Annotated in this window: 16 protein-coding genes; 12 read left to right on the top strand and 4 right to left on the bottom strand. The window is 64.3% G+C overall.

What is annotated here, in order from left to right; all coding sequences use genetic code 11:
* Positions 1–3: 3 nt before the first annotated feature.
* The 3 genes from GVL04_RS18515 to GVL04_RS18505 all read right to left on the bottom strand — a co-directional run bounded on the left by GVL04_RS18515 (position 4) and on the right by GVL04_RS18505 (position 6,218).
* The gene (locus tag GVL04_RS18515; protein WP_159707414.1) at positions 4–3,942 is read right to left on the bottom strand and encodes a Pls/PosA family non-ribosomal peptide synthetase; all 3,939 of its coding nucleotides are present in this window, start codon (positions 3,940–3,942) and stop codon (positions 4–6) included.
* Between the two features lie 136 nt (positions 3,943–4,078).
* A complete protein-coding gene (locus GVL04_RS18510; RefSeq protein ID WP_159707237.1) occupies positions 4,079–5,044 on the bottom strand; it encodes a quinone oxidoreductase in 966 nt (321 codons plus the stop codon).
* An 85-nt stretch (positions 5,045–5,129) separates the two neighbouring features.
* Positions 5,130–6,218, bottom strand: a complete 1,089-nt coding sequence (locus tag GVL04_RS18505) for an acyl-CoA desaturase (RefSeq protein WP_159707235.1) — start codon at positions 6,216–6,218, stop codon at positions 5,130–5,132.
* Between the two features lie 167 nt (positions 6,219–6,385).
* Between GVL04_RS18505 and argC the strand changes: the two genes are divergently transcribed.
* The 9 genes from argC (at position 6,386) to GVL04_RS18460 (ending at position 15,933) form a co-directional block, all read left to right on the top strand.
* Positions 6,386–7,417, top strand: a complete 1,032-nt coding sequence (gene argC, locus GVL04_RS18500; RefSeq protein WP_159707233.1) for an N-acetyl-gamma-glutamyl-phosphate reductase — start codon at positions 6,386–6,388, stop codon at positions 7,415–7,417.
* Positions 7,414–8,580, top strand: coding sequence for a bifunctional glutamate N-acetyltransferase/amino-acid acetyltransferase ArgJ (gene argJ, locus GVL04_RS18495; protein ID WP_159707231.1), 1,167 nt, complete (start codon positions 7,414–7,416; stop codon positions 8,578–8,580). Before argC ends, argJ begins: the two co-directional genes overlap by 4 nt.
* 10 nt (positions 8,581–8,590) lie before the next feature.
* Positions 8,591–9,535, top strand: coding sequence for an acetylglutamate kinase (gene argB, locus GVL04_RS18490; RefSeq protein WP_159707229.1), 945 nt, complete (start codon positions 8,591–8,593; stop codon positions 9,533–9,535).
* Positions 9,532–10,866: an acetylornithine transaminase gene (locus GVL04_RS18485; protein WP_235036348.1), complete on the top strand. Its 1,335-nt coding sequence runs from the start codon at positions 9,532–9,534 to the stop codon at positions 10,864–10,866. The genes argB and GVL04_RS18485 overlap by 4 nt, the downstream gene beginning before the upstream one ends.
* The gene (gene argF / locus GVL04_RS18480) at positions 10,863–11,867 is read left to right on the top strand and encodes an ornithine carbamoyltransferase (protein ID WP_159707227.1); all 1,005 of its coding nucleotides are present in this window, start codon (positions 10,863–10,865) and stop codon (positions 11,865–11,867) included. Before GVL04_RS18485 ends, argF begins: the two co-directional genes overlap by 4 nt.
* Positions 11,867–12,406: an arginine repressor gene (locus tag GVL04_RS18475; RefSeq protein WP_159707225.1), complete on the top strand. Its 540-nt coding sequence runs from the start codon at positions 11,867–11,869 to the stop codon at positions 12,404–12,406. The genes argF and GVL04_RS18475 overlap by 1 nt, the downstream gene beginning before the upstream one ends.
* Positions 12,407–12,489: 83 nt before the next feature.
* Positions 12,490–13,695 (top strand): argininosuccinate synthase, encoded by a 1,206-nt coding sequence (locus tag GVL04_RS18470; protein ID WP_091466547.1) that lies wholly within the window; start codon positions 12,490–12,492, stop codon positions 13,693–13,695.
* Positions 13,695–15,110, top strand: coding sequence for an argininosuccinate lyase (argH, locus tag GVL04_RS18465; RefSeq protein WP_159707223.1), 1,416 nt, complete (start codon positions 13,695–13,697; stop codon positions 15,108–15,110). Before GVL04_RS18470 ends, argH begins: the two co-directional genes overlap by 1 nt.
* Positions 15,111–15,195: 85 nt before the next feature.
* Positions 15,196–15,933 carry a maleylpyruvate isomerase family mycothiol-dependent enzyme gene (locus GVL04_RS18460; protein ID WP_159707221.1) on the top strand — a complete coding sequence of 246 codons (738 nt, stop codon included), beginning with the start codon at positions 15,196–15,198 and terminating at the stop codon, positions 15,931–15,933.
* Positions 15,934–16,075: 142 nt separating this feature from the next.
* On the opposite strand, the gene GVL04_RS18455 is transcribed toward GVL04_RS18460, so the two are convergent.
* The gene (locus GVL04_RS18455) at positions 16,076–17,566 is read right to left on the bottom strand and encodes an AlkA N-terminal domain-containing protein (protein WP_159707219.1); all 1,491 of its coding nucleotides are present in this window, start codon (positions 17,564–17,566) and stop codon (positions 16,076–16,078) included.
* Between the two features lie 82 nt (positions 17,567–17,648).
* Between GVL04_RS18455 and GVL04_RS18450 the strand changes: the two genes are divergently transcribed.
* The 3 genes from GVL04_RS18450 (at position 17,649) to tyrS (ending at position 22,026) form a co-directional block, all read left to right on the top strand.
* Positions 17,649–18,317, top strand: coding sequence for a DNA-3-methyladenine glycosylase (locus GVL04_RS18450; protein WP_159707217.1), 669 nt, complete (start codon positions 17,649–17,651; stop codon positions 18,315–18,317).
* A gap of 132 nt (positions 18,318–18,449) precedes the next feature.
* Positions 18,450–20,678 (top strand): ATP-binding domain-containing protein, encoded by a 2,229-nt coding sequence (locus GVL04_RS18445; protein ID WP_159707215.1) that lies wholly within the window; start codon positions 18,450–18,452, stop codon positions 20,676–20,678.
* Between the two features lie 37 nt (positions 20,679–20,715).
* Complete coding sequence (gene tyrS, locus GVL04_RS18440; RefSeq protein WP_159707213.1) at positions 20,716–22,026, top strand: tyrosine--tRNA ligase; 1,311 nt, start codon at positions 20,716–20,718, stop codon at positions 22,024–22,026.
* The last annotated feature ends 657 nt before the right edge of the window (positions 22,027–22,683 follow it).

Here is a 22,683-nt window from a genome sequence, read left to right as displayed (position 1 = left end):
AATCTACTTGAGGCGCGGCGCTTGTGCCGACGGACCCACCCACGGGCTCACCGGGTTACCCATCCAGTACGTTCCGGCCGGGACAGTCTCACCGCGCATGACCAACGACGCCGGACCAACCGTTCCGCCGTCGCCGATGCTGGCCGCGGGGAGGATGACACCGTGCGGCCCCATCGTCGCCCCGTTACCTAGTTTCACCGTGTCCAGGCTCATCACGCGATCGTGGAACAGGTGCGTCTGGACAACGCAGCCACGGTTGACGGTGGAATTCTCACCGAGCGTCACAAGGTCGGCCTCGGGGAGCCAATAGCTTTCGCACCACGTTCCGCGGCCGATCTTCGCGCCAAGCCCGCGGAGCCACCATACCAATGCCGGGGTTCCGGCGGCGGAGCGGGCAAACCACGGGGCGCTCACCATCTCGATAAAGGTGTCCACCACCTCGTTGCGCCAAATGAACGAGCTCCAGAGGGGATGTTCGCCCGAGCGGATGGTCCCCACCAGGACCCACTTGGCAACGATGGAGCTGACCGCGGCCACGGCGCCGGCTGCCAGCATGACGACACCGCCGAGGACTGCCGCAATCCAGTAACCCCACCCGCGTGCAATCCAGTCCAGGACCAGCATCACGCTGACGGCGATGGTGACCGTGAGGATGACCGGCACCAATCGGCAAAGTTCCCACAATGCCCGTGCAAACTTGAGCTTGAGGGCCGGGCGGAAGGTACGTGTTTGGTCAGCATCGACGGCGGTGCGGCGCAACCTGACCGGCGGGCTGCCCAACCACGAGGTACCCGACTTAGCCTTGGCCGGCGTGGCGGACAGCACGGCGACGAGGGAATTCTTGGGAACGTTCCGTCCTGCGGCCGTCATGCCGGAGTTGCCCAGGAAGGAGCGCTTCCCGATCTTGGCCGGAGCGATCTTCATCCAGCCGCCGCCAAGTTCGTAGGACGCCACCATAGTGTCGTCGGCGAGGAACGCGCCGTCGCCGATGGTGGTCATCTTAGGTACCAACAGCACTGTTGAGGCTTCCACGTTCTTGCCAACCTTGGCTCCGAGGAGGCGCAACCACAGGGGCGTGAACAGGCTGGCGTAAACGGGGAAGAGCAGGTCACGGGCCATGTCCAGGAGGCGTTCCGTGGCCCAAACCTGCCAGCCGATCCGGCTGCGAACCCGGTAGTAGCCTTCCTTGAGGCCCAAACCGAGGAGACGGGCCACTACCAGGATGAGTACGAGGTTGCCGAAGAACCACACCAAGGCGGCTAGCGGCACGGCCAGCGCAATCTGCGGGAGTGCAGTTTCCAGGGATTCGTGGCCCTGAATGAACGCCAGGACTACCAGGGCGGCCGCGAACGCAGAAATGTAGGGGATCAGGGCCAGAAGGGCCGAGGCACTGGCAAAAGCGGAGAACCACAGGCGGTCAACGACGGGCCGGCGGCTGTTGGGTGCCGGCCACTCGTGCTTCGCTTTTCCTCGGCGCTCGGCGGGGGAGCCGGCCACAAGGTGCCCGGCCTTCACTTTGCCCAGTACTGCCGATCCTGCATCGACGTGGGCACCCGCACCGATGGTGGCACCCGGCATCAACGTGCTTCGAGCACCGACGACGGCACCGGCTCCCACATGGATCTGTCCGATGTGGACGGAGTCACCGTCAACCCACCAGCCCGAAAGGTCCACTTCGGGCTCGATGTTCGCTCCGCTGCCCAAGGAGAGCAGCCCGGTGACCGGCGGCAACGAGTGAAGGTGGACATCCCTGCCGATCTTCGCACCAAGAGCACGCGCGTAGTAGGGGACGAACGGGGCGCTGGCCAGCCCAATGGCACCCGAGAGGTCCTGTATTTGCTCGGCCAGCCACAGGCGCAGGTGAGTCTTGCCCGAACGCGGGTAGGTACCGGGCTCGATCCTGCCCAGCAGCAAACGGGCCGCGAGTACGGAGATCGCCATCCGGCCGAGAGGGCTGACGAAAACCAGCCAGGAGGCGGCGATCCACCACCACGAGACGACGGGCGCAGCGGTAAATCCGGCGAAGTCGGCCAGCACCCTGTTCGCCGCCATCAGATAGGTAAGCCAACGCATGCCCACCAGGATGTGCAGCGGCACGCCCATCAGCACCTGGAAAATCTGCGACTTCACCGCCGTGGGACGTACTGTCCGGTCAGCAGCCGGACCTGGGGCGCCGCCGTCGGGAATTGACTGCCGGGCAGCGTCGATCAGTGCGCCGACGCGCGGTGTCGCGTAGATATCCGCCACCGTGACGGTGGGATAGCGGACACGGAGGGCAGAAACGAGCTGGGCCGCTGCCAAGGATCCACCGCCGTAGGCGAAGAAGTCGGCGTCGAGGGAGCTCACAGGGCTCCCCAGCACGGACTCCCACTGCTCCACCACCCATCGGGCGTCGTCGGGCAGGTTCAGCGGAGCGTTACCGGCCTCGGTTGCGCCGGCACCGGCCAGCGGCCAGGGCAAGGCATGGCGGTCGACTTTTCCGCTCGTCTTGGTGGGGAGTGAATCCACGACGGTCAGCAGGGGAACCAAGGCAGCCGGGAGGCTCTCGCCCAACAGGCGGCGGGCCTCGTCCATGGACAGTTCATAGCCGTCAACAGGGGCCAGATATCCAACAAGGATCTGGTTGCCCGCGGCCGTTGTCTGTACTGCGGCTGCTGCGCCGGCGACGCCAGGCAACGACTGGAGGGCGGCATCAACTTCGCCCAGTTCGATACGGCGACCACCCAGTTTGACCTGTTCGTCCGCCCTGCCCATGAAAATCAGGCCTTCGGCTTCAAAACGAACCAGGTCACCCGAGCGGTAGGCGCGCTCCCATCCCAGTGTTGTCATGGGTGCGTACTTCTCGGCATCCTTGGCCGGATCGAGGTAGCGGGCCAATCCGACGCCGCCGATGATCAGCTCGCCGATCCCGCCTTCGCCGATTGGAACCCCGTGGGAATCGACGACGGCGAGGTCCCAGCCGTCCAGAGGCAGCCCGATCCGCACGGGGCCGGGTCCGCCCAGGGGAGCGGCGCAGGCCACGACGGTGGCTTCTGTGGGTCCATATGTGTTCCACACTTCGCGACCGTCCACGGCGAGCCGCTCGGCCAATTCGGGCGGGCATGCTTCGCCGCCGAAGATCAGCAGCCGGACGTTTTCCAATGCCTCGGCCGGCCACAGGGCGGCGAGGGTGGGCACGGTGGAAACGACGGTGATGCCGTGGTTGATCAGCCAGGGGCCGAGGTCCATCCCCGTTCGAACCAAGGCCCGGGGCGCTGGGACCAGGCAGGCACCGTGGCGCCAGGCCAGCCACATTTCTTCGCAGGAAGCATCGAAGGCCACCGAGAGGCCTGCCAGCACACGGTCCTGGGGGCCAAGAGGTTCGGTTTGGAGGAAGATCCGGGCTTCAGCATCAACAAATGCCGCGGAGGAGCGGTGTTTTACGGCAACGCCTTTAGGAGTTCCGGTGGATCCGGAAGTGAAGATGATCCAGGAGTCGTCGTCCAGCCCGGGAGTGCTGGGTGTGGGAGCGGGCTCCCGGGCCGCGCCGGAGAGTTGCACGTCCAAACCCGCAGCGATGACAGCGCCAACTTTGGCTTCTCCAAACACCAGGCGGGCCCGCTCGTCGGGATCGTCTGCATCTACCGGAACGTAGGCCGCCCCGGCCATGAGGATGCCAAGGATGGCAATGTAGAGCTCGTTGGTCCCGGACGGGATGCGTACGCCGATTTTGTCCCCACGGCCGAGGCCTGCGGCGTTCAACGTCGCCGCGAACTTACGAACAGCCTTGAGCAGTTCGGTGTAGCTCAAGGACTTGTGGCCGTCATCCAACGCCGAAGCCTCGGGGAATGACGCGGTGGTCTGTTCCAGGATGTCTACGAGGGTCCGCTCGGCTGGTGCTGCGGCGCCGCCCGGCAACTGGGGGCGGTAGGTGGTCAAGGCAGGCGTCTGCCCGGCCCCCATGGGATGTTCTGTGCTCACGGGCTCAGCTTTTCGCAGAAAGGTGAACAAAAGGTGTCGGACGTTTCCTGTGCGTCACATTTTGTTGCGCCGCTGTTCGCCTGTAAGTCGCCAAATGTTGGGGAGCCGGGCATGGCTGCTATGGCACCAGCAGGACTTTGCCCGTGGTGAGGCGGCCTTCCAGGTCCCGGTGGGCCTGGGCCGCCTCTGCCAGGGGGTACGTCGCGCCGACCCGGACAGCGAGACTGCCATCGGCGGCGGCGTCGAAAATCTCCGCTGAACGCCACCGGCGCTCGTGGGTGTTCTGCACGAAATGGGCCATCGTGGGCCTGGTCAGCGTGAGGGATCCGGCCGCGTTCAGGCGCTGCGGATCAAAGGGCGGCACCGGTCCGGAGGCTGCGCCGAAGAGCACCATGGCACCACGGATGCGCAGGCTCTTCAGGGAGTCGTCAAAGGTGTCCTTACCGACGCCGTCGTACACCACATTGACGCCGTCACCGTCGGTGAGCTCCCGCACCTTGTCGGCGAATCCGTCATAACGGAGTACCTCATCGGCGCCGGCCAGCGAGGAAAGGCCGGCCTTCTCATCCGAGGAAACGGTGGTGATGACGCGGGCTCCGCGGGCCTTCAGCAGCTGGGTCAGCAGCAGGCCCACGCCTCCGGCACCGGCATGCAGGAGGACAGTGTGGCCTGGTTCCACGCGGAAGGAAGAATTCATGAGATAGTGCGCGGTGATTCCCTGCAGCGGCAGGGCCGCGGCAGTGTGGTCGTCGACGCCGGCCGGAACCGGGAGTGCCTTGCTTGCGTCCACGATGGCGTACTCGGCGTAGGTCCGTGACCCCTCGGCCGTGGCAATGCGATCGCCAACGGCAATGTCCTCCACGCCTTCGCCCACGGCCTCGACGGTGCCGGCTGCCTCGGCGCCTGGGGTGAAGGGGTACTCCACCTTGTAGGTCCCGCTGCGCTGATAGGTCTCAATGAAGTTGACCCCGGCAGCTGCGACCTTGATCAGCAGCTGGCCGGGGCCAGGTGTCGGTGGTTCCACGGATGCATACTCAAGGACGTCAGGTCCTCCGGGCTGCCGTGCAACGATGGCGTGCGTCATGGTGGCTCCTCACTCCGGGGCGGTGGTTCCGGTGCCCGGTTTCAGATTCCATCCTAGGGAGGTTGGGGCCTCCCGTGTCGAACGCCTAGAAGCGTCCGTGCGTCGACGCCACCGGGCAGTCGAAACCGCGTCCTGCGGCGAGGCCCACTTCGTTGAGGTATCTGACCACGATCCCGTAGGACTGCATCAGCGTGGTTTCCGTGTAGGGAATTGAATGCTTGGCGCAGAATTCACGCACGATTTTTGTGGCCTTGTACAAGTGGGGGCGAGCCATGTCCGGGAACAAGTGGTGCTCCACCTGACGGTTGAGTCCACCCAGGAGGAAGTCCATGAAGATGCCACCGGAGATATTGCGCGAGGTAAGGATCTGGCGGTTGAGGAAGTCAACGCGGCTGTCCTTGGGGAGGACGGGCATGCCCTTGTGATTGGGTGCGAACGAGGCTCCCATATAGAAGCCATAGACCATGATCTGCACACCAAGGAATGCGAAGGCCATGCCGATGGGAAGGAAGGTGAAGGCGAGCACTGGAAGGGCCGCGAGCCTGGCGACAAGGATGGGCGTCTCAACCCAGCGGTGGCGTACCTTCTGCTTGCCGAAGACAAAGCGAAGCGAATCGAACTGCAGGCTCAGGCCCAGCAGTGTCAGGAGCGGGAAGAAGAACCAGCCCTGCTTCTTGGTGAGGAACGCCAGGCGTCCCTTGCGCTCTGCGGCCGCGTCTTCGTAGAACACCAAGGCGTTGTTCCGGATATCCGGGTCTTTGGAAATGACGTTGGGGTGGTTGTGGTGGGCGCCGTGCTTCTGCTCCCACCAGGAGTAGCTGATCCCGGCGACGCCGGTGGCCAGGAGACGGGCCGACCAGTCGTTGGCGCGGCGTGAGGCGAAGATTTGCTTGTGCCCGGCCTCGTGCGCCAGGAAGCTCAGTTGTGTGCAGAGAATGCCTACAGCTGCGGCGATCAGGAGTTGGTACCAGGATTCGCCGATCAAGGCGAAGCCGAGCCAAGTGCCTGCCATGAGGAGTGCCAGGGCCACGAAGACCCAGATGTAGAAGCCGCTCCGGCGTTCGAGGAGTCCTGCAGCTTTAACGCTCTTGAGGAGCTCTGAATAGCTTTGGACGACGGGGTTGGGTTGAATAGCGCGAGCTTTGGGGCGCTCAGCGGTGGACGTGGGTGACATAAATGTGCCCCGTATCGCTAACGGGCAACGCTGCAGCCGACGTTCGGACTGCACGGTCTGGATCACCCTCCACTAAGCATACGCGCAATGGTCTAAATAATGAGACGCATCACAACTGCATGCATAAATATCGGACAGCATGAATATTCTTGCTGTACAGTGAAGCTATGACTATTTCTGTTGCCGTCTCCGGTGCCAGCGGCTATGCCGGAGGAGAAGTGCTGCGCTTGCTTGCGGGCCATCCGAACGTCACCATCGGTGCGATCACTGCGCACAGCAATGCCGGTTCAAGACTAGGGGAGTTGCAGCCGCATCTCCATGGTTTGGCCAGCAGGATTCTTGAAGACACCACGGTGGAAAACCTGTCCGGCCACGATGTCGTGTTCCTGGCCCTGCCGCACGGAGCTTCCGCTGAGATCGCGGCCCAGCTGCCGGAGGGCACGGTAGTCATCGACGCCGGCGCGGACCACCGCCTCGAGGATGCCGCGGCGTGGGAAAAGTTCTACGGTTCGGCACATGCGGGCACGTGGCCTTACGGCCTGCCGGAACTGCCAGGCCAGCGGGAGGCCCTTAAGGGTGCCACCCGCATCGCCGTCCCCGGCTGCTACCCGACGTCGGCCCTGCTGGCCTTGACGCCCGGGTTCGCCAACAATCTCCTCCTGACGGACGACGTCGTGATTGTCTCCGCCTCAGGCACCTCCGGCGCCGGCAAGGCAGCCAAGGTCAACCTCATCGGCGCCGAAGTCATGGGTTCCATGAGTCCCTATGGCGTAGGTGGTGGCCACCGGCACACTCCTGAAATCGAACAGGGACTGTCCAATGCTGCTGGCGAGCCGGTGACGGTGTCCTTCACACCTACCCTGGTTCCCATGAGCCGGGGCATCCTCACCACGGCCACAGCCAAGGTTGGTCACGGTGTCACCGAAGCCGAACTTCGCCAGGCATGGTCAGATGCCTACGACGACGAGCCGTTCGTGCACCTGCTTCCTGAAGGACAGTGGCCCACCACAAAGTCGGTGCAGGCGTCCAACCACGCCGTCATGCAGTTGGCGTTCGACCAGCACACGGGCCGTGTGATCGTGACGTGCGCCATCGACAACCTCACCAAGGGGACCGCCGGCGGAGCCGTGCAGTCCATGAACATTGCCCTCGGCCTGGACGAAACAGCCGGCCTGAACCTGCAGGGAGTTGCACCGTGACCATTACCGCACCCAAAGGATTCCGCGCCGCAGGCGTCAAAGCCGGCATTAAGGCATCCGGTAACCCGGACTTTGCCCTGGTGGTCAACGACGGTCCGTCCAAGGCAGCCGCTGCCGTGTTCACGTCCAACCGGGTAGCCGCTGCGCCGGTTCACTGGTCCCGCCAGGTGGTCAGTGATGGCCGTGTGGACGCAGTGGTCCTGAACTCCGGTGGTGCCAACGCCTGTACCGGCCCGCAGGGTTTCCAGAACACCCATGCCACGGCCGAGAAAGTGGCGGAGGTGCTGGGAGTCTCAGCTTCCGACGTCGTGGTGTGTTCCACCGGCCTGATCGGCGAGCAGTTGCCGATGGACAAGATTCTTCCGGGCGTGGATGCCGCTTTCGCTGAACTGTCGGAGGACGGCGGTTCTGCAGCCGCCACCGCAATCATGACGACGGACAGTGTGTCCAAGGAAGCCGTCTTCACGGGAACCGATGCTGAAGGCAAGCAGTTCACCGTGGGCGGTATCGCCAAGGGCGCCGGCATGCTCGCTCCGGGCCTGGCAACCATGCTGGTGGTCCTCACCACGGACGCCCAGGTGCCCGCTGACGAGCTCGACGTCGTCCTCCGCGACGCCACGCGCGTCACCTTTGACCGTGCGGACTCTGACGGCTGCATGTCCACCAACGACACCGTGGTGCTGCTGTCATCAGGAGCCTCGGAGGCCCTGCCGTCCACCGAGCAGTTGGGCGCAGCCGTGACGCAGGTCTGCGCGGAACTGGCACGCAAGCTGATCGGGGACGCAGAGGGCGCCAGCCACGACATCGCCATCCGTACCTTCAATGCCGCCAGCGAACGCGACGCCGAAATCGTCAGCCGCTCCGTGGCCCGTTCCAACCTTTTCAAAGCAGCCATCTTCGGTAAGGACCCCAACTGGGGCCGCGTGCTCTCCGCTGTGGGAACCACTGATGCAGCCTTCGAGGCGGACCAGCTCAACGTCGCCATGAACGGTGTGCAGATCTGCCGCAACGGCGCCATCGGTGATGACCGCAACCTGGTGGACCTGGAGCCGCGCGAAGTGCTGGTTGAAATAGACCTGCAGGCCGGCGACGCCGAGGCGACCATCTGGACCAACGACCTCACGCACGACTACGTGCATGAGAACAGCGCCTACTCGAGCTGAGCGGATGACTATGACTGCGCACACCCGGGAGACCACGTCCATGAGCGACGCCCAGGACAAAGCCGGCACGCTGATCGAGGCCTTGCCGTGGATCCAGCGTTTTGCCGGCACCACCATGGTGATCAAGTACGGCGGCAACGCCATGGTCAACGATGACCTTCGGCGCGCCTTTGCCGAAGACATCGTGTTCCTCCACCACGTGGGCATCCACCCCGTGGTGGTCCACGGCGGCGGCCCCCAGATCAACTCCATGCTCGGCCGCCTTGGCATCGAGTCCGAGTTCAAGGGCGGCCTCCGGGTCACCACGCCCGAGGCCATGGACGTAGTCCGCATGGTCCTCACGGGCCAGGTGGGCCGTGAACTGGTGGGGCTTATTAACTCACATGGTCCCTACGCCGTTGGCATGTCCGGCGAGGATGGCGGCCTGCTGCGCGCCGTCCGCACGGGCACTGTTGTCGATGGCGAAGAAGTGGACCTGGGCCTGGTGGGCGAAGTAGTGGGCGTCGACCCCGCCGGCATCAAGGACATACTCGACGCCGGTCGCATCCCCGTGATTTCGACCGTCGCCCCGGAGATTGTGGACGGCGGAAATGGCACCGGCCAAACCACTGGCCAAGTCCTGAACGTCAACGCAGACACGGCGGCCGCAGCCGTCGCTTCGGCATTGGGTGCCACCAAGCTGGTTATCCTGACCGACGTCGAAGGCCTCTACGCCAACTGGCCGGACAAGTCGTCCTTGATCTCCTCGCTGACAGCTTCGGAACTGCGCGCGATGTTGCCCAAACTCGAATCCGGGATGATCCCCAAGATGGCCGCTTGCCTGAAAGCCATCGACGAAGGCGTGGAGCGTGCACACATCGTGGACGGCCGTCTCCCGCACTCGATGCTGCTGGAAACCTTCACCACGGCAGGCATCGGCACCCAAGTAGTACCCGACGAGGAAGTGAACGCATGAGCGAAACTGTTGGCCTCAATCCGACCGGCGATGGGACCCCCGCCCGCTTCGCGGTGCCCGACCACACCCGGGGTCCCATCGCCGGATCGGATGCCAAAGCTTCCGTCATAACTGGGGTTAGTAACGGTGCAGAGTGGCTTGCCCGTTACTCGTCCTCGCTGATGGGCGTCTTTGGCACCCCGCAGCGGGTTTTGGTCCGCGGTGCTGGGTGCCTCGTGTGGGATGCCGATGGCAAGGAGTACCTTGACCTCCTGGGCGGAATTGCCGTAAACGCGCTGGGCCACGCCCACCCCTTTGTCACCTCGGTGATTTCCAGTCAGCTTGCCACGCTCGGCCATGTTTCGAACTTCTTCACGAGCCCCACGCAGATCGCACTTGCCGAGAAGCTGCTGGCCTTCAGCAACGCTCCTGCCGGGTCCAAGGTCTTTTTTGCCAACTCCGGCACCGAGGCCAACGAAGCGGCGTTCAAGCTGGCGCGCCGGAACAACTCCGACGGGAAGCGGACCAAGATCATTGCCCTCGAGGGTGCCTTCCACGGCCGCACCATGGGAGCCTTGGCGCTCACGGCCAAGGAGGCCTACCGTGCTCCGTTCGAGCCGCTGCCCGGTGGTGTGGTCCACATTCCGTTCGGTGACATCGATGCTTTGCGCGCCGCCGTCGACGACTCCACTGCAGCCGTTTTCCTGGAGCCGATCCAGGGCGAAGCGGGCGTACGGCCTTTAAGCGCCGAATACCTGCAAGCAGCGCGCGAGGTGACCTCCGCAGCCGGTGCGCTGTTGATCCTGGATGAGGTCCAGACAGGCATCGGCCGGACCGGTAAGTGGCTTGCCAGCGAAGACGCAGGCATCGTCCCCGACGCCGTCACACTCGCCAAGGGCCTTGGCGGCGGCTTCCCCGTGGGTGCCTTGATCACTTTTGGAGGTACGACGTCGGCCCTGCTCACCGCCGGGCAGCACGGCACCACCTTCGGTGGGAACCCGGTGGCCACGGCCGCCGCGCTTGCCACGTTGCACGCGATCGAAACCCAGGGTGTTCTGCACAACGTCTTGGCTGTCGGAGCGCACCTGCGCGAGGGCCTGGCGGCTGTCAAGGCAGTCACCGAAGTTCGCGGCGAGGGACTCCTGATCGGATTCGATGTGAACGCCGACGTTGCCTCTGCCATGGTGACTGCCGCTTTGGACGCCGGGTTCATCATTAACAGCCCGGGACCGCGGACCATTCGTCTCGCACCCCCGTTGATTCTGACGATCGAACAAGCGGACCGTTTCCTGGCCGCACTGCCCGCGCTGATCGATACGGCTACTGCCCAAACCGCTAAGGACGCACAGTGAGCACTTCCACAACCCGCCACTTCCTCAAGGACACGGACCTGAGCCCGGCCGAGCAGGCCGAGGTCCTGGAACTCGCCGTCCGGATGAAGGCCGCGCCGTACAGTGTGCAACCCTTCGCCGCGGCAGGCAACGGCCGCAAGACTGTCGCCGTGATCTTTGATAAAACCTCAACCCGGACGCGTGTTTCGTTTGCCACTGGCATCGCTGACATGGGCGGCAACGCACTCATCATCAACCCGGGTGAAGCGCAGATCGGTCACAAGGAGTCCGTGGAGGACACCGCCAAGGTCCTGGAACGCATGGTTTCCACCATTGTGTGGCGCACCGGCGCCCACTCGGGCCTGGTGGCCATGGCGGAAAACTCCAAGGTCCCCGTCATCAATGCACTGTGCGACGATTACCACCCGTGCCAGCTCCTGGCCGATCTCCTCGCCGTCAAGGAACACAAGGGTGACCTGGCCGGATTGACCATGGCTTACCTGGGGGATGCAGCGAACAACATGGCCAACTCTTACCTGTTGGCGGGTGTCACGGCGGGCATGCACGTCCGTATTTCCGGTCCCGAAGGCTATCTGCCCGCCGCGGAAATCGTGGCCGCCGCCGAAGAGCGAGCCGCCGAGACCGGAGGCTCGGTACTCATCACCAGCGATGCCGTGGAGGCCCTCAAGGGCGCCGACGTCGTGGCAACAGACACCTGGGTTTCAATGGGCCAGGAGTCCGAGAAGGAAGCCCGGATGCAGCTGTTCCGCGAGTACTCCGTGGATGAGGCCGCCATGGCGCAGGCCGCGCCGGACGCCGTCGTGCTGCACTGCCTTCCCGCGTACCGCGGTTACGAGATTTCCGCCGGCGTCATTGATGGCCCGCAGTCGATCGTCTGGGACGAGGCAGAGAACCGACTCCACGCCCAGAAGGCTCTGATGGCATGGCTGATGCACCGTTCCGGGCAGGCCTTCGTGGATGGACTTTCGCCCGTTGAAGGCACCGGGGAGAGCACGTTCTAGTGTCCGCCAATCCGTCCGTGCCGGGCGCCAGCCCGGCCACCAAGACTGCCCGGCAGGCGCGCATCACCGCGATCCTGACGGGTGAGTCCGTGCGTTCCCAAGCAGAGCTTGCGGCCCTGCTGGCGGACGACGGCGTTCAGGTCACCCAAGCCACCCTGTCCCGCGACCTTGTGGAACTCGGCGCAGTCCGGGTCCGTGGCAAGGAAGGCGCGTTGGTTTATGCCGTTCCGGGGGAGGGCGGCGACCGCAACGCCAAGAGCGGGGTCACGCAGGAAATCCTGGACGCACGCTTGACCCGGCTTTGCGGCGAACTTCTGGTCACCGCGGAGGCGTCGGGCAACATCGTGGTCCTCCGCACCCCGCCCGGAGCCGCCAACTTCCTGGCGCTGGCCGTGGACCACTCGGTGATGCCCTCTGTATTAGGTACGATCGCAGGCGACGACACTTTGCTGTTGGTCGCCCGGGATCCCGATGGCGGGGCGGAACTGGCGGCCCGTTTTCTGCGCATGGCCGAAGAAGCCGGGCCGGCCAACCAATAGATTTTCCAGCATTGATTCACACCAGCATTGATTCACACCAGCATTGATTCGAATGAACCAAGCAACAACAAAGGAGCACTCTCGTGACTGAGCGCATTGTTCTGGCCTACTCCGGTGGCCTTGATACGTCCGTAGCCATCGGCTGGATCGGTGAAGCCACCGGTGCCGAGGTCATCGCTGTGGCCGTCGACGTCGGACAGGGTGGCGAGTCCCTGGAGACCATCCGCCAGCGCGCCCTTGGCTGTGGCGCCGTCGAGGCTTATGTGGCCGACGCCCGCGACGAGTTCGCCAACGAGTACGCGATGCCCACACTGAAGGCCAACGCCCTCTACCAGGGCCACTACCCGCTGGTTTCGGCCATCTCCCGTCCGGTCATCGTCAAGCACCTCGTCAAGGCTGCCCGCGAATTCGGCGCCACCACAGTCGCTCACGGCTGTACCGGCAAGGGCAACGACCAGGTCCGCTTCGAAGTTGGCATCCAGACCCTCGGCCCGGACCTGAAGTGCATCGCACCCGTCCGCGACCTCGCCCTGACCCGCGACAAGGCCATTGCCTTCGCCGAGGAAAAGGGACTGCCGATCGAGACCACCAAGAAGAACCCGTACTCGATCGACCAGAACGTCTGGGGACGCGCCGTCGAAACCGGCTACCTTGAGGACATCTGGAACGCACCCACCAAGGACATCTACGACTACACCGCTACGCCGGAATTCCCGCCGGCACCGGACGAGGTCACCATTTCCTTCCAGGCCGGCGTGCCGGTAGCGATCGACGGCGTCAAAGTCACCCCGCTGCAGGCCATCCAGGAACTGAACCGCCGTGCAGGCGCCCAGGGCGTTGGCCGCATCGACGTCGTCGAGGACCGCCTCGTCGGCATCAAGTCCCGCGAAATCTACGAAGCTCCGGGTGCCATGGCGCTGATCACCGCGCACAAGCACCTCGAGGACATCACTATCGAACGCGAGCAGGCCCGCTTCAAGGCAACCGTTGGCCAGCGCTGGGCAGAGCTGGTCTACGACGGACAGTGGTTCTCCCCGCTCAAGCGCTCCTTGGATGCGTTCATCGAAGACACCCAGCAGTACGTCTCCGGTGACATCCGCATGGTCCTCCACGGTGGCCAGGCAATCGTCAACGGTCGCCGCTCCGAGACCTCGCTCTACGACTTCGACCTCGCCACCTACGACACCGGCGACACCTTCGACCAGTCCATGGCACGCGGCTTCATCGAGCTGTGGGGCATGTCCTCCAAGGTTGCCTCGGGCCGCGACCTCCGCGTCGCAGGCGAGTAATGACGTCCGCAACAAACGAAGGCGCACTGTGGGGCGGCCGGTTCGCCGGCGGCCCCGCGGACGCGCTGGCTGCACTGAGCAAGTCCACGCACTTTGACTGGCGGCTTGCCCGCTACGACATCGCCGGTTCCAAGGCGCACGCCCGCGTGCTGGCCAAGGCCGGACTGCTGGACGACGCCGAATTGGAAGGCATGCTCGCCGCCCTCACCCAGCTGGACGAAGACGTCGCCAGTGGCGCCTACCTTCCGGCCGAGAGCGACGAGGACGTGCATGGTTCGCTGGAACGCGGCCTCATTGAGCGCGCCGGAACCCAGTTGGGTGGCAAGCTCCGCGCGGGCCGCTCCCGCAACGACCAGGTGGCCACCCTTGGCCGCATGTTCCTGCGTGACCATGCCCGGATCATTGCAGGCGGTGTCCTTGCCACCATCGACGCCCTCGTTGAGCAGGCCAAGGCCCACCATGGCGTAGCCATGCCCGGACGCACGCACCTGCAGCACGCCCAGCCGGTGTTGCTGAGCCACCACCTGCTGGCCCACGCCTGGGCGCTGCTGCGCGACGTTCAGCGCCTCCAGGACTGGGACAAGCGCGCCGGTGTTTCGCCTTACGGATCTGGTGCGTTGGCAGGATCGTCGTTGGGCCTTGACCCCGAGGCTGTTGCCGCGGACCTTGGCTTCTTCTCAGCCGTGCACAACTCGATCGATGGCACCGCGTCCCGCGATGTCTTCGCCGAGTTCGCATGGGTGTGTTCGATGATTGGCGTGGACCTGTCCCGGATCTCCGAGGAAGTCATCTTCTGGGCAACCAAGGAGTTCTCCTTCGTTACACTGCATGATTCGTACTCCACGGGGTCCTCGATCATGCCGCAGAAGAAGAACCCGGACGTTGCAGAGCTGGCCCGTGGCAAGGCGGGACGCCTCATCGGCAACCTGACCGGCCTCCTAGCGACCCTCAAGGGCCTGCCGCTCGCGTATAACCGCGATCTGCAGGAGGACAAGGAGCCGGTCTTCGACGCCGCCGACACCCTGGAGCTCTTGCTTCCGGCTGTGTCCGGCATGATCGCCACGCTGAAGTTCAACACCGAGCGCATGGAATCGTTGGCTCCCCAAGGCTTCGCGCTGGCCACGGACATTGCGGAATGGCTTGTCCGCCAGGGCGTTCCCTTCCGCGAAGCCCATGAGCTCTCCGGTGCTGCCGTTAAGCAGGCCGAAGGCCGTGGCGTGGAACTGTGGGACCTGACGGACGAGGAATACGCAGCAATCTCGGAGCACCTCACTCCCGAGGTCCGCGCCGTCCTTAGCACCGAAGGTTCGCTCAACAGCCGCAACTCGCAAGGCGGAACGGCGCCGGCCGCCGTCGAACGGCAACTGCTGGCCCTCGAAGCGGAACTGGACGCAGCGCGCTCCTACGTCAGCTAAGACGCCAGGCGGGACGGCACGTCGCAGCTATGCCTTCGGGCAGGGCATTGCGAGGTGCCGTCCCGCTGTACGTTAACATGGCGCTATGACTCAGATCACCCCTGACGCGCTGCCCGCCGAGCTTCACAAAGCCGCCGGTACCGTCACCCGCCTGCTCGCCAAACTGGACGACTCATCCGTCGCTGAACCGTCGGAGCTTCCAGCCTGGACCCGGGGCCACGTCCTTGCCCACCTTGCCGGAATTTCCAACGCGATGGCCCGGCAACTTGAGTATGCGCGCCGCGGGGAGACCGTGGAACTGTACGACGGCGGCATGGACGGGCGTACGAAAGCAATCGAACTTGCCGCTGGGCACAGCCTCGCGCAGCACACAGCGTCCGTCACCGCTGCGCTGGGGTCCGCCATTTCCGCCTTTGACGCTTTGGGGCCTGACGACTGGCAAGCGCGCATCGCCTACAGGGACGGAACAGCGTTCGACGGCGGCCTCGCGTTGTGGCGCGAACTCACGATTCACGCCTCGGACCTGCGCCTGGGGTTCGGACCGGAGACGTGGAGCCGGCCGTTCTGTGAGCACCTCATTGGGTTCCTCGCGGCACGTGTTCCCGAGTCGCACAAATTCGTCCTCCAACCCACCGGCCTGCCCCAGCGGAGCATCGGCAGCGGCGGCACATCCGTCGCCATCACTGGCATGCTGACTGACATCGCCGCGTGGCTTGCAGGCCGCGAGCCCAGCCTTGGAAGCCTCAGGGCTACGGCAGCTGCCGACGGAGTCGAGCTTCCGGATCTGCTCCCGTGGCCAGCCGCCCTGCCCGCCGCGCACTAAGAACCCGGACGCTCTCTCACGGAATCGCCTGTTTGGGGCGTCCCTCTCTCACGGATTTGCCTGTTTGGGGCGTCCCTCTCTCACTCCCCGTCGGCACCAGACGTGGGAGCGGGCGCCGACTAGGTGAGAGAAGGTTGGTCCGCTACGAGTTTTTGGGCTTTGCCGCTGCCCGCCACAAGTGCATGGTGGCGTACGAGCGCCATGGGCTGACCTCCTGGAAGTCCGCGCTGAGACCATCCCCGGCGGGCAGGACCTTCAAGCCGTTGCGCACCGCGGCATCGTTGGCAAGGAAAACATCCGGAGAGCCGAGGACCCGCATTGCCACATAGCCCACTGTCCACGGCCCAACGCCGGGTAGCGGGAGCAGCTTGCGTTCAAGGCTGGCAAGGTCGTCGCCGTAACCGAAGTCCAGTGCTCCTGTGGCCATCGCTTCGGCCGCGGCCACTATGGAGTCGATGCGGCGTTGTGGTCCCCGGAGCAGTGCCCGGCCGTGTTCGGCGAGTTCAACCGCCGTCGGAAACAAGCCCTCCAGGCCCGGGGCGCCAGCCCCGGTGGGGGAGCCCGCAGCGGACAACTGAGTGAGTGCCGTCCGAGCCGCCGCCACAGTGATCTGCTGTCCGATCATGGCCCGGATGAGCAGTTCCTGGGGTTCCACGGCTCCCGGGACGCGAATGCCGGGGATGGTCTGCACGCAGTTTGCCAGTCGGGGGTCAGCGGCCACTGCGTCGTCAATTGCCTGTGGATCGGCGTCGAGGTCGAAGAGTCGGCGGACCCGGCTCAACAGCGCGGGGAGGTCGTGCAGGTCCACAGCAGTGGCCGTAAGCTGCAATGGTTTACCCACTGTTGAGGGGCTGTACTTGACCGAGAAGGAAGCACTGCCTCCAGCGAGCCGCAAGGTCCGTGCGTATGTCCGGGTACCGTCGGCCCCCGTTTCTGCCAGTTCGATTCCCGGGATCGCACGTACTGCCAGGAAGTCGAAAATGCCGGGATCGAACGGTTCCCTGTAGGGCAGGCTGAGTGTCAGGGCGCCAGGGGCGACGTCGGACGCAGCCACAGCGCCCCGGCGGTAGCCGGACTTCGCGCCCGTGGCGCGCAACGCCGTCGGGGTCATCGCGAACACCTCGCCGATGGTGTCATTGAACTGCCGCACGCTGTTGAACCCTGACGCGAAGGCGACGTCCGCCAAGAGCATGCCGGTGGAGACAAGGAGGGTTCTGGCTGTCTGCGCCCTGCTTGCACGGGCCAGCGAGAGGGGACCGGCACCCAGTTCGGTGCTGAGGATACGGTTGAGCTGCCGTGCGGAGTAGCCCAGGCGGTGTGCCAGGCCGTCGACGCCTTCACGGGTGATGACGCCGTCGTTGATCAGCCGCATTGCCCTGCCGGCAATGTCCGAGCGGATGTTCCAGGCGGGCGTTCCGGGGACAGCTTCGGGGAGGCACCGCTTGCAGGCCCGATACCCGGCCTCATGGGCAGCGGCGGAGGTTTCGTAAAAGGTAACGTTCTCTGCTTTGGGCGTCCGGGCAGGGCATGACGGCCTGCAGTAGATTCCTGTGGAGCTCACGGCCGTAAAGAACTGGCCATCGAATCGGGTGTCGCGGGCGTCGATCGCCCTGTAGCGCTGCCAGAAGTCCATGGCTTCATCCTGCCAGTTGCCCCAGGCCGTTGCTAGCGGGAATCGGACATGGCCGTTGGGGGAATCTTGCTAGGGTCTGGGCATGAGATCGTCCACGGAGAACGGCGTCAGCGACCCGAAAGAAGTGCGCAGTTTCCTCACCGGAGACGCGCGCGTCATCGCTCCGCTGATCCTGGGATCCGTCCTGACACACCACTCCGATGCCGGTCCGGTCTCGGTCAGACTCACCGAAGTCGAGGCCTACATGGGTCCGCGTGATTCGGAGCATCCGGACCCCGGATCCCATACGTTCGGGGGTCCCACCGCTCGAAACGCCCCCATGTTCGGCCCGGCCGGTTACCTCTACGTCTATTTCACGTACGGGATGCACTACTGTGCCAACATCGTCTGCGGACCAGAGGGATTCCCGTCTGCGCTGCTCTTGAGGGCTGGAGAAATTGTGGAGGGCGACCAGCTCGCCGCGGTTCGCAGGCCGGCCTCCAAAGCGCACAAAGACCTTGCCAGCGGCCCTGCCCGGCTCGCCTCCGCACTGGGACTTACGACGGCGGACACCGGCCGTGACGCCCTCGCCTCACCCTTCGGCCTGTGGTTACCCAGGACGCCGGCGGCGGCCGTGGCCAGCGGACCACGGGTTGGGGTGGCCGGGCCGGGCGGCAGCACTGAATATCCGTGGAGATTTTGGATTGAAGACGATCCAACGGTGTCCCGGTACAAGGCGGCTCGGCCACGAAACCGCACGGCCACCGGGTGATTTGCCGCGAAAGCAATGTCGCCGGCAGCGAACTTCATGTGACGCAGTCCGCCTGATGACTTGTACCCCGCACGTTTACCAAAATCGCTGTAGAATGGACGGTCTGTCTTTTGCGATAGGGGTTACGGTTCGATGCACGATGCTGATTTGGTCCACGAGCAGGAATATGTAGCTGGGCTGTACGCCCGGCTCGATGAGCTGCGCGCAGAAAAGCGCGCCCAGCTGGCGCAGGTGCGCAAGGCCGGCGCGGTGGGAACCATGCAGAACGTCTCAGAACGTGACGCGTTCGCGGCACTGTACGAAGACCGCCTGGCCCAGCTCGACGCCGTCGACGATCGCTTGGTCTTTGGCCGCCTGGACCTTGATTCCGGGGAAGCCCAGTACATCGGCCGCATCGGCCTGTCCACGGCCGATCTCCAGCGGCTGATGGTTGACTGGCGTGCGCCCGAAGCCGGCCACTTCTACCAGGCCACCGCGTTCGACCGCCAAGGGGTGCGCCGCCGTCGTCACCTGATCCTGCAGGGGCGCGACGTCAAAGCCATTGAGGACGACGTCCTGGACGCCGGGATGCTCGCCGACAACGATTCCCTTCAGGGCGAAGGTGCACTGCTGGCCGCGCTGAACTCCAAGCGCACCGGTCGCATGTCCGACATCGTTGGAACCATCCAATCCGAGCAGGACCGGATCATCCGTTCCTCCATCTCGGGTGCGCTCGTAGTCCAGGGCGGTCCCGGAACCGGCAAGACAGCCGTGGCCCTGCACCGTGCGGCCTACTTGCTGTACACCCACCGCGATCGACTCAAGAGTGCCGGCGTTCTCCTCGTTGGACCGTCGTCGTCCTTCATGCACTACATCGAACGTGTCCTGCCCTCGCTCGGCGAAACAGGCGTGGTCATGGCAAGCCTGGGGCGCCTCATGCCCGGGATCCATGCCGTCCCCGAGGATGACGCCGACGTCGCCGCGCTCAAGGGCAAGCTGGATATGGCCAAGGTGGTGGCCAACGCCGTCGCGAACCGCCAGCGGACACCGGCCGAGGACCGCATCCTCGAAGTTGATTCCCGCAAGCTGACACTGACCGTTCGTCAGGTTCGCCGTGCCCGCGAAAAGGCCCGCGCTACCGGCAAGCCGCACAACGAAGCCCGCCTGACGTTCGTCAAGATCCTGTTGCGCGAACTCACGGAACAGTTGACGGATCTTGTGGAGGAATCGAACATCGGCAACAACGCCGATCGCGCCTACTTGGCCGAAGACGTCAGGTCTGCACGGGACGTGCGCATCATGCTGAATCTTTGCTGGATGCCAATGACGCCGGAGAAGCTCATCTCCGAGCTCTTCAGCAAGCCGGCCATCCTTGAAGCCTGCACCCCGCACCTCACCCCCGAACAGCGTTCGCTGCTGCAACGGCCCGTGGACGCGCCATGGACGGAAGCAGACGTCCCGCTGCTGGATGAGGCAGCAGAACTCCTGGGCGAACTGGATCCGGCCGCCGGCCGGGGGCTGGCCCAGCAGGAAGCTGATCGCGCCCGCGACATCGCAAACGCCAAGCAGACTCTGGCCAACATGGAAGCCATGGGCGTCGACGTTCTTGTGTCGGCTGAGGAGCTCGCTGACCAGAATCAGGAACGTGAGGGACGCCTGACGGCGGCAGAGCGTGCCACCAGCGACCGTTCGTGGGCCTTCGGCCACATCGTGGTTGACGAGGCCCAGGAACTTTCACCCATGCAGTGGCGGCTCCTGGTGCGGCGTTGCCCGCTTAAGTCCTTCACCATCGTGGGTGACATCGCGCAGACGAGCGCCGCGGCCGGTGCCAATTCGTGGCAAAGCGCCTTGGCGCCGTCGTTCGGTGATCGCTGGACGCTCGAAGAACTAACCGTCAACTACCGCACGCCGTCCCAGATCGCAGAAGCTGCTGTCCGCATGGCCAACCGTGCAGGTCTGGTTGTCTCGGCCCCCAAGGCCGTACGCGAAGGCAAGTGGTCGCCCATCGTGGACCACGTCGAGGCAGACGGAATTGTTTCGCGTTTGGTTGAGGTCCTGCCGGAGGAAGTCGAAGCGATCGACGGCGGCCTGCTGGCTGTCATCGCCGACGGACCGTTGCTGCCGCGGGCCACCGCGGCGTTGCGCGAGGTCTACGGACGCCGCATCGGCAGCGGTGCAGGCAGTTATCAACAAGACATCGTGGTGATCAGCCCCAAGGAAGCCAAGGGTTTGGAATTCGACGGTGTTGTGGTCCTGGAACCTGCTGCCATGTTGAACCACGAGCACGGCAAGGTGGGCGATCTCTACGTTGCCATGACCCGGGCCACGCAGCGTTTGCGCCTCATTGCTGCCGCGCCGGTACCTGCCGGCATCGAGCGCTAGGAAAAACGGGTCCGGCAATCCTGCTAACTTAGATCTCGTGTCACACGTAAACAACCTCGAGTCCCAGCACAACGATCCCGCCTTTGCCAACGTCTGGCAGGAGCTCAAATGGCGCGGCCTTGTCCACGTTTCCACTGATGAAACGGAACTGGAAAAGCTGCTCGCCGGGGACCCGATCACGTATTACTGTGGCTTCGATCCCACCGCGCCCTCGCTGCACTTGGGCAACCTTGTGCAGTTGCTGGTGATGCGCCGCCTGCAGTTGGCCGGTCACAAGCCCCTGGGTCTGGTGGGTGGATCCACCGGCCTCATCGGCGACCCGCGTCCGACGGCGGAACGCACCTTGAACACCAAGGACACTGTTGCGGAGTGGGTCGGCTACCTTCAGGGCCAGGTGCGTCGCTTCCTTAGTTTCGAAGGCGAAAATTCCGCCCGCATGGTCAACAACCTTGACTGGACGGCGCCACTGAGCGCTATCGACTTCCTGCGTGAAATCGGTAAGCACTTCCGCGTGGGCACGATGCTCCGCAAAGATGCCGTAGCCTCTCGCCTGAGCTCGGACGAAGGCATCAGTTACACCGAGTTCAGCTACCAGATCCTGCAGGGCATGGACTACCTCCAGCTCTTTCGTGACTATGGCTGCGCCCTGCAGACCGGCGGCTCGGACCAGTGGGGAAACCTCACCAGCGGTACTGAACTCATCCGCAAAGTGGAGGGCAAGAGTGTCCACGCCATGGGTACGCCGCTCATCACCAACTCCGACGGCACCAAGTTCGGCAAGAGCGAGGGCAACGCCATCTGGCTGGACCCGGACATGTGCAGCCCGTACACGTTCTACCAGTTCTGGCTGAACACGGCTGACGCGGATGTGGTGGACCGACTCAAGGTCTTCACGTTCCTCTCGCGCGCAGAAATTGAAGCGCTTGGAGAAGCTGTTGCGGAACGTCCCTTTGCCCGCGAAGGCCAGAAGAAGCTCGCGTTCGAAGCAACCTCCCTGGTCCACGGCGTCGACGCTACCGAGAAGGTCATTGCCGCTTCAGCCGCGCTCTTCGGAAACGGCGATCTCACCGTTCTTGACGAACGCACCCTCGAAGCCGCCACTGCGGAGCTTCCCTCGGCAAAGGTCGGCGCCGACGGTCTCGGGATCATCGACCTCCTGGTTGCCTCAGGTCTGTCCGACAGCAAGTCCGCTGCCCGCAGGACGGTAGGGGAGGGCGGCGCCTACGTGAACAACACCAAGGTTTCCGATCCCGACGCCGTCATTGCCCAGGCCGAGCTGCTGCACGGCCGCTACCTGCTGCTCCGCCGCGGCAAGAAGAATCTGGCCACCATTGAGGTTTCGGCCTAGGAATCCTGTAGTAGTCAGGGCCGGCAACCGGTAAGGTTGCCGGCCCTTTTTGCGCTTAACAATGTTTGTGCCCGGGCCGAGCAGGTGGTCTTTTGTGTGTGGGCCGTGCGCTTGGGGCGCAGGCCGATGCTCGCTCACCTAATCGCCACTTTTGACCGATGCTCTCTCACCCAATCGTCGTTTTCGGGCATCGCTCTCTCACTGTGGGGGAGCGTTGATGTCTTTGGCGGACCACTCAACCAGGGTGGATGGGCTTGTGTGATGGGCTTCACTAAATCCTGTTTGCGCTCTTCTCGGCTGGTTTCGGGGGCCCGTGGGCGTGTTTTCCGTGTGTTTGCGGGGTTTTTGGGTGGTGTTGGGGTGGATTTGGTGTGGGGGTGGGGCGCGTGTAAAGTTATTCGAGTCGCCGCCGCTGATGCGGATTGATGGTGACGGACTCCCTTCAAATTGCCGGTTTCGGTGGTGCTTTTGTGCGCTGCTGGTTGGTGTGGGAGGCCCGGGATCTGGTTTGCTTTGTGCGGCTGGTTCGGGTAAGTTTGAAAAGTTGCTCCGGAGCGATCCTGGACCCTGTGGGGTGTGGGTGGTGCCGGTAGTGTCTGTTGTTTGAGAACTCAATAGTGTGCCAAGTTTGTTGATACCGATTGTTTTTCAATTGGT

Origin of the sequence: Arthrobacter sp. 18067, from assembly GCF_902706295.1 — a bacterium.
Classification (GTDB): Bacteria; Actinomycetota; Actinomycetes; order Actinomycetales; family Micrococcaceae; genus Arthrobacter.
Note: the sequence above shows the minus strand (reverse complement) of the source record. Positions and strands in the feature narration are given on the sequence as shown.